This window comes from Staphylococcus sp. GDX8P80P (assembly GCF_017893095.1).
Classification (GTDB): Bacteria; Bacillota; Bacilli; order Staphylococcales; family Staphylococcaceae; genus Staphylococcus; species Staphylococcus borealis.
The window spans coordinates 1-6,364 of the sequence record NZ_JAESMI010000158.1 but is presented as its reverse complement, the minus strand read 5'-3'; the positions used below and the strand labels follow the sequence as shown (position 1 = coordinate 6,364).

Sequence of the window (6,364 nt, the reverse complement as noted above, 5' to 3'; positions counted from 1 at the left end):
ACAATGAAGCTATTTAGCAAATTCGCAGTAGCTGACTGAACTGAGAAGGCGCTTAAATCAAGCTTTTCTCAGTTCTAGTCATCCTTGCGGGGGTGGGACGACGAATTCAAAAGAATTCTGTCCCGCTCCCTTTTTTAGAAAATAACTACAATACTATTAACTTAAATAGATAGCGCCAAGCGCACCTGAAAAGGCACCGTTTTCAATATAAAATGGTTTGAAACCACGTAGTACCGTATAATCTTCAATAACCTCTCGCAAAAGAGGATTGTTGTTAAAAGAAGACCCGATATATACAACATTTTCAGTTTTATTTTCACGAGCAACAGTGATTGCCATAGTCGTTATAACTTCTCCAACAATACCAACGACTGATGCTAATTTGTTGGCTGGTGAAAATTCTACGTCTAAATTATGTAAGACATTTCCGAAATTAGCTGCTGTTAATTCACCAGGAATAGGAGGTTCAGTATCTTTATATATATGTTTAACTTTAAGGTCTATCGTATCTCTATCACCAGATTGTGCTAAATTAGTCAGTGCTTCGTAATCTGTAATTTGAGACAATAAATAACCCAGTCCTTGAATCATGCCACCGCCAGTACCTACACCGCCAACACGGTGCTGTTGTTGACCATCAAAAAAGTGTAATGACGTGCCTGTACCGACATTAGCGAAAATATATTCGTTAATATGGTGACCTTGTTCTTTTAGAAGTATACCTAAACCTTTTGATGATGCATCAAATTCAACAAATATTTTAGCTTCTGTATTTAAATTTTCAGCGATTACACCTGCATTACCACCCGTAAGACTGATGGATTCGAACGTAGTTGCATTCAACCATGCAATGACTTCAGATATATTTGTAGTAAGTTCGGTTTCATATGAACGTCCTTGTTGTGATTCTTGGACGATTTTAATTAACGTACCACCGGCATCGATACCGACTTTCATTCTAGTTCACCTCGTGATTTTATATGTCATATTTATAGTAAAGCAAATTTGCTGAATTTCAATAGATTAATTTTAAAAAGGTAAAAATTTAAAATAATTGTATCTAACTTAAGTGGATTTTATTTTGATAAGTGTAAAAAAACAATTATAATATAAGTTGATAAATTATTAGAGGCATAGGGGTTAGTGGTTATGACTATAAAGAAACAATTTGAAAATATAACAATTCAAGAGTTTGAAGAAAAATATAGACAAGATGTAGTTAACTTTGAATTAAGCGAGCGACAACAAATATACTCATCTTTACCGAAAACAGTATTAGACGATGCACTTACAGATGAGAATAGAGTGGCTAACATTGCTATTAATGAAGATGGAGATGTTGTTGGTTTCTTTGTTTTACATCAATATTATCAACATGAAGGATACGATACGCCAGAGAACGTCGTTTATGTAAGATCATTATCAATCAATGAGCAATTTCAAGGGAATGGTTATGGAACGACAATGATGATGTACTTACCTCAATATGTACAGATGTTGTTTCCTGATTTTAATCATTTGTATCTAGTTGTTGATGCAGAGAATAAAGGGGCGTGGAATGTATATGAACGTGCTGGTTTCATGCATACGGCTACGAAAGAAGAGGGGCCAATTGGTAAAGAACGTTTATACTACTTAGATTTAGATTCTAAACACGTTTCTTCATTACGATTAACTGAAAACGAAACGTCAAGTATTGCGACATATAATATCGTTGATTTACTTAAAGATAACCAAAAAGTTGGCTTTATTGCACTTGAACAAATGAATAATCGAATTAATATTGTTGCCATTGAAGTTTATAAAGATCAACGTAAAGAAGGCATTGCAGAAAGTGCATTAAGACAAATACCAACATATGTACGTAAGCATTTTAAACAAGCTAAAACGATTGTTATTACATTGTTTGGTGAAAATAATGAATTAAAACCATTGTGTATGAATAGTGGTTTTGTCGAGATTGATCAATCAGATGATTTAGTTATTTTCGAGAAATATATCAATTACTAAGTGAATCGTAATTGCGAAATCGTGTATTGTCATTTATAATTTATTTTTGTTACTATTAATTAATGAAATCCAACGATATAATTAAAAATTCTTCGAAAGGAAGATTAGCTATAATGAAAATCCAAGATTATACTAAAGAAATGGTTGATGAAAAGTCATTTATTGATATGGCTTATACGTTATTAAATGATAAAGGTGCAACAATGAATTTGTATGATATCATTGATGAATTCAAAAAATTAGGTGACTATGAATTTGAAGAAATTGAAAATCGTGTAGTTCAATTCTATACAGATTTAAATACTGACGGACGTTTCTTAAACGTTGGCGAAAACCAATGGGGATTACGTGATTGGTATTCTGTAGATGATATCGAAGAAAAAATTGCTCCAACAATTCAAAAATTCGATATTCTTGATGACGAAGATGAAGAAGATAAGAATCTTAAGTTATTGGGTGACGATGAAATGGATGACGATGATGATATTCCAGCCCAAACAGATGATCAAGAAACATTAGATGATCCTGAAGACGAACAAGTTGAAGATGAAATTAGTGAATCAGATTTAGTAATTGAAGATGACGAAGAGGATGAACTTGACGAAGAAGACGAGGAAGAATTCGAAGACTAAGAAGATTTTAAAACTAAATGCTAGTTTTGATTGACTTTTACTTAAAAGATGATAGAATTTTATTCGGGCTCCTTTAATTAGGACACGTGTATAAATTATATACGCTCCCCTTACAGATATGTGAGAGGGAGCGATTTTTTTATTTTTTCAAAAGTGATTATTTAAAATGAACAAATAGGTAAGGAAGCATCCCTTTATAAATTAGGAGGTCAGGAAATGACAAAATTTATTTTTGTAACGGGCGGAGTAGTATCATCATTAGGAAAAGGTATCACAGCCGCTTCTCTAGGAAGATTATTAAAAGATAGAGGCTTAAAAGTCACAATTCAAAAATTCGATCCATATTTAAACGTTGATCCAGGAACGATGAGTCCATATCAACATGGAGAAGTATTTGTTACAGATGATGGTGCTGAAACTGACTTAGATTTAGGACATTATGAGCGTTTTATTGATATTAATTTAAATAAATATTCAAACGTTACTGCTGGGAAAGTTTATTCTCATGTACTTAAAAAAGAACGTCGTGGAGATTATTTAGGTGGAACTGTACAAGTTATTCCACACATTACTAATGAAATTAAAGAACGTTTATTACTTGCAGGGGAAAGTACCAATGCTGATGTAGTTATCACTGAAATTGGTGGTACAACTGGTGACATTGAATCGCTACCATTTATCGAAGCGATTAGACAAATTAGAAGCGATTTAGGTCGTGAAAATGTGATGTATGTACATTGTACGTTACTTCCATACATCAAAGCTGCCGGTGAAATGAAAACGAAACCAACGCAACACAGTGTAAAAGAATTACGTGGTTTAGGTATTCAACCGGATTTAATTGTAGTACGTACTGAATATGAAATGACTCAAGATTTAAAAGATAAAATTGCGTTATTCTGTGACATTAATAAAGAAAGTGTTATCGAATGTAGAGATGCATCATCACTATATGAAATTCCATTACAATTAAGTGCACAAGATATGGACGATATCGTTATTAAACGATTAGATTTAGATGCTAAATACGATACTCAGTTAGACGAATGGCAATATTTATTAGATACTGTAAATTCGCTAGATGGTACAATTACGATTGGTTTAGTTGGTAAATACGTAAGCTTACAAGATGCGTACTTATCAGTAGTGGAATCATTGAAGCATGCTGGCTATCCATTGAAAAAAGATGTCGTTGTTAAATGGATCGATTCAGGAGAAGTTAATGACGATAATGTTGAAGACTACTTAAAAGATGTAGATGGTATTCTAGTGCCAGGTGGTTTTGGATTTAGAGCAAGTGAAGGTAAAATTGCAGCCATTAAATATGCGCGTGAAAACAATGTGCCATACTTTGGTATTTGTTTAGGTATGCAATTGGCAACTGTTGAATTTGCACGTAATGTACTTGGCTTAGAAGGTGCACATTCAGCTGAACTTGATCCTAGCACACCTTATCCAATCATTGATTTACTACCTGAACAGAAAGATATTGAAGATTTAGGTGGTACGTTACGCTTAGGATTATACCCATGTAAAATTAAAGAAGGTACTTTAGCGCATCAAATTTATGATGCAATCAACATTGAAGAGAGACACCGTCATCGATATGAATTTAATAACGAATTCAGAGAACAATTAGAAGCGAATGGTATGGTATTCTCTGGAACTAGTCCGGATGGACGTTTAGTTGAAATGGTTGAAATTCCTGAGAATGATTTCTACATTGCTTGTCAATTCCATCCTGAATTCTTATCAAGACCTAATAGACCTCAACCAATATTTAAAGCGTTTGTTGAAGCAGCGAACAACTATCAAAATAAATAATATATTAAAACAACCCTTACATCGCTATATTAGCATATAAGGGTTGTTTTTTATTTAATATTAAGTTATTACTATTACAATTCTAAATCTCGTGTCATTTCAACCATTTGAGTGTAAATTTCATAGTAAATATAATTAAATGCCATTGTATGTGGTTGAACCACTTTATCATAATCTTCTGTGTAGACGATAGCTCGTGGTGTAGCGAGGTTAATAAAATGAATAAACTGTTCTGGTATTTCAACATCTTTTGGGCGGTTACAAATTAAGACAACATCAATATCTTTATCGACGAATGTTTGTACATCCTGAGCGACTTCTTCAGTATAAAATGGTGAAAAGAGTAACACACGATCTGTAGAGTCAATATCATTAACCGTTGTCAGTGTCGATAATAGTTTACTAGATTGAAGATGTTCTTCACTTTCAAGAATAAAGGGTTCGAAAAATTTTAAATCACCATAACCGCGTATATATACATACCCCTCACCACCGATTGCTTGTATTAGACATTGAGCGGCCATTTGAATGTCTAATGCTTGATCTTCTAAACGATTGAATATACCTGTTAATTGTGTATGTAATATTTTAGACATGTAAATCCTCCATTTCATTTTGTATTGTAAATAAACGCAAACGTAAGTGCAATAAAACTGGTTATGATAGGTAATCTGAATGATGTAATGCGTGTCAGATAAGATTATTTTAAAATGAGCATACATTCACATGCAATTCAAAATAATATCTGATATAATGATTTTAAAAATTGTGCAGTTGCACACAAGGAGGAACTTTCATGCCATTAGTTTCAATGAAAGAAATGTTAATCGACGCGAAAGAAAATGGTTATGCAGTTGGTCAATACAACTTAAATAACCTTGAATTTACACAAGCAATTTTAGAAGCTTCTCAAGAAGAGAATGCACCAGTTATCTTAGGTGTTTCAGAAGGTGCTGCACGTTACATGAGCGGTTTCTATACAGTAGTTAAAATGGTTGAAGGTTTAATTCATGACTTAAACATTACTGTACCAGTAGCTATTCACTTAGACCATGGTTCAAGTTTTGAAAAATGTAAAGAAGCAATTGATGCTGGATTCACTTCAGTAATGATCGATGCTTCTCATAGCCCATTTGAAGAAAATATTGAAATCACATCTAAAGTAGTAGAATATGCACATCAACATGGTGTATCTGTTGAAGCTGAATTAGGAACTGTTGGTGGACAAGAAGATGACGTTGTTGGTGGCATCATCTATGCTGACCCTAAAGAATGTCAAGAATTAGTTGAAAGAACAGGTATTGATACTTTAGCACCAGCATTAGGTTCAGTTCACGGACCTTACAAAGGTGAACCTAAATTAGGATTTAAAGAAATGGAAGAAATCGGTGCATCAACTGGTTTACCATTAGTACTACATGGTGGTACTGGTATCCCAACCAAAGACATTCAAAAAGCAATTCCTTACGGTACTGCTAAAATTAATGTAAACACTGAAAACCAAATTGCTTCAGCTAAAGCAGTAAGAGAAGTATTAAATAATGATCAAGACGTATATGATCCACGTAAATACTTAGGACCAGCTCGTGAAGCAATTAAAGAAACGGTTAAAGGTAAAATTAGAGAATTTGGTACATCTAACCGCGCTAAATAAGTTTTAAAATAATTGAAGATGTTATTTAAAAGAGTCCGGGACATAAAGTTCTTGGATAAGTGAAAAAAAGACAATTTCTATTGAAATAATATAGAAATTGTCTTTTTTATAATTTTTTTGATTATTTTCAGCTCGTTGAGCTGTTACTTTTCTTATATTAAGTGCCATTAGCACAAATCCTAGTTCTCTTTTAGCTTTATCTATCCCTCGAACAGACATCCGAGTGAAACCTAAAATAGCCTTC

Annotated in this window: 6 protein-coding genes and 1 pseudogene; 4 read left to right on the top strand and 3 right to left on the bottom strand. The window is 33.2% G+C overall.

Annotated features, from left to right (window positions below; translation table 11 throughout):
- Positions 1-156: 156 nt before the first annotated feature.
- Positions 157-957, bottom strand: coding sequence for a type II pantothenate kinase (gene coaW, locus KA858_RS11780; protein WP_210135786.1), 801 nt, complete (start codon positions 955-957; stop codon positions 157-159).
- Between the two features lie 192 nt (positions 958-1,149).
- Here coaW and KA858_RS11775 point away from each other — a divergent pair, with 192 nt between their 5' ends.
- The 3 genes from KA858_RS11775 (at position 1,150) to KA858_RS11765 (ending at position 4,466) form a co-directional block, all read left to right on the top strand.
- Positions 1,150-2,010 carry a GNAT family N-acetyltransferase gene (locus KA858_RS11775; protein WP_053031130.1) on the top strand — a complete coding sequence of 287 codons (861 nt, stop codon included), beginning with the start codon at positions 1,150-1,152 and terminating at the stop codon, positions 2,008-2,010.
- Positions 2,011-2,123: 113 nt separating this feature from the next.
- Positions 2,124-2,642: a DNA-directed RNA polymerase subunit delta gene (gene rpoE, locus KA858_RS11770; protein WP_075108991.1), complete on the top strand. Its 519-nt coding sequence runs from the start codon at positions 2,124-2,126 to the stop codon at positions 2,640-2,642.
- Between the two features lie 216 nt (positions 2,643-2,858).
- Positions 2,859-4,466, top strand: coding sequence for a CTP synthase (locus tag KA858_RS11765; protein WP_075108992.1), 1,608 nt, complete (start codon positions 2,859-2,861; stop codon positions 4,464-4,466).
- A gap of 74 nt (positions 4,467-4,540) precedes the next feature.
- On the opposite strand, the gene KA858_RS11760 is transcribed toward KA858_RS11765, so the two are convergent.
- A complete protein-coding gene (locus tag KA858_RS11760) occupies positions 4,541-5,062 on the bottom strand; it encodes a DUF2529 family protein (protein ID WP_210135785.1) in 522 nt (173 codons plus the stop codon).
- A 200-nt stretch (positions 5,063-5,262) separates the two neighbouring features.
- Between KA858_RS11760 and fdaB the strand changes: the two genes are divergently transcribed.
- Positions 5,263-6,120, top strand: a complete 858-nt coding sequence (gene fdaB, locus KA858_RS11755) for a class IIb fructose-bisphosphate aldolase FdaB (protein WP_011275221.1) — start codon at positions 5,263-5,265, stop codon at positions 6,118-6,120.
- 29 nt (positions 6,121-6,149) lie between these two features.
- Here fdaB and KA858_RS11750 read toward each other — a convergent pair.
- A pseudogene (locus tag KA858_RS11750) lies at positions 6,150-6,364 on the bottom strand (IS5/IS1182 family transposase); the annotation flags it as partial.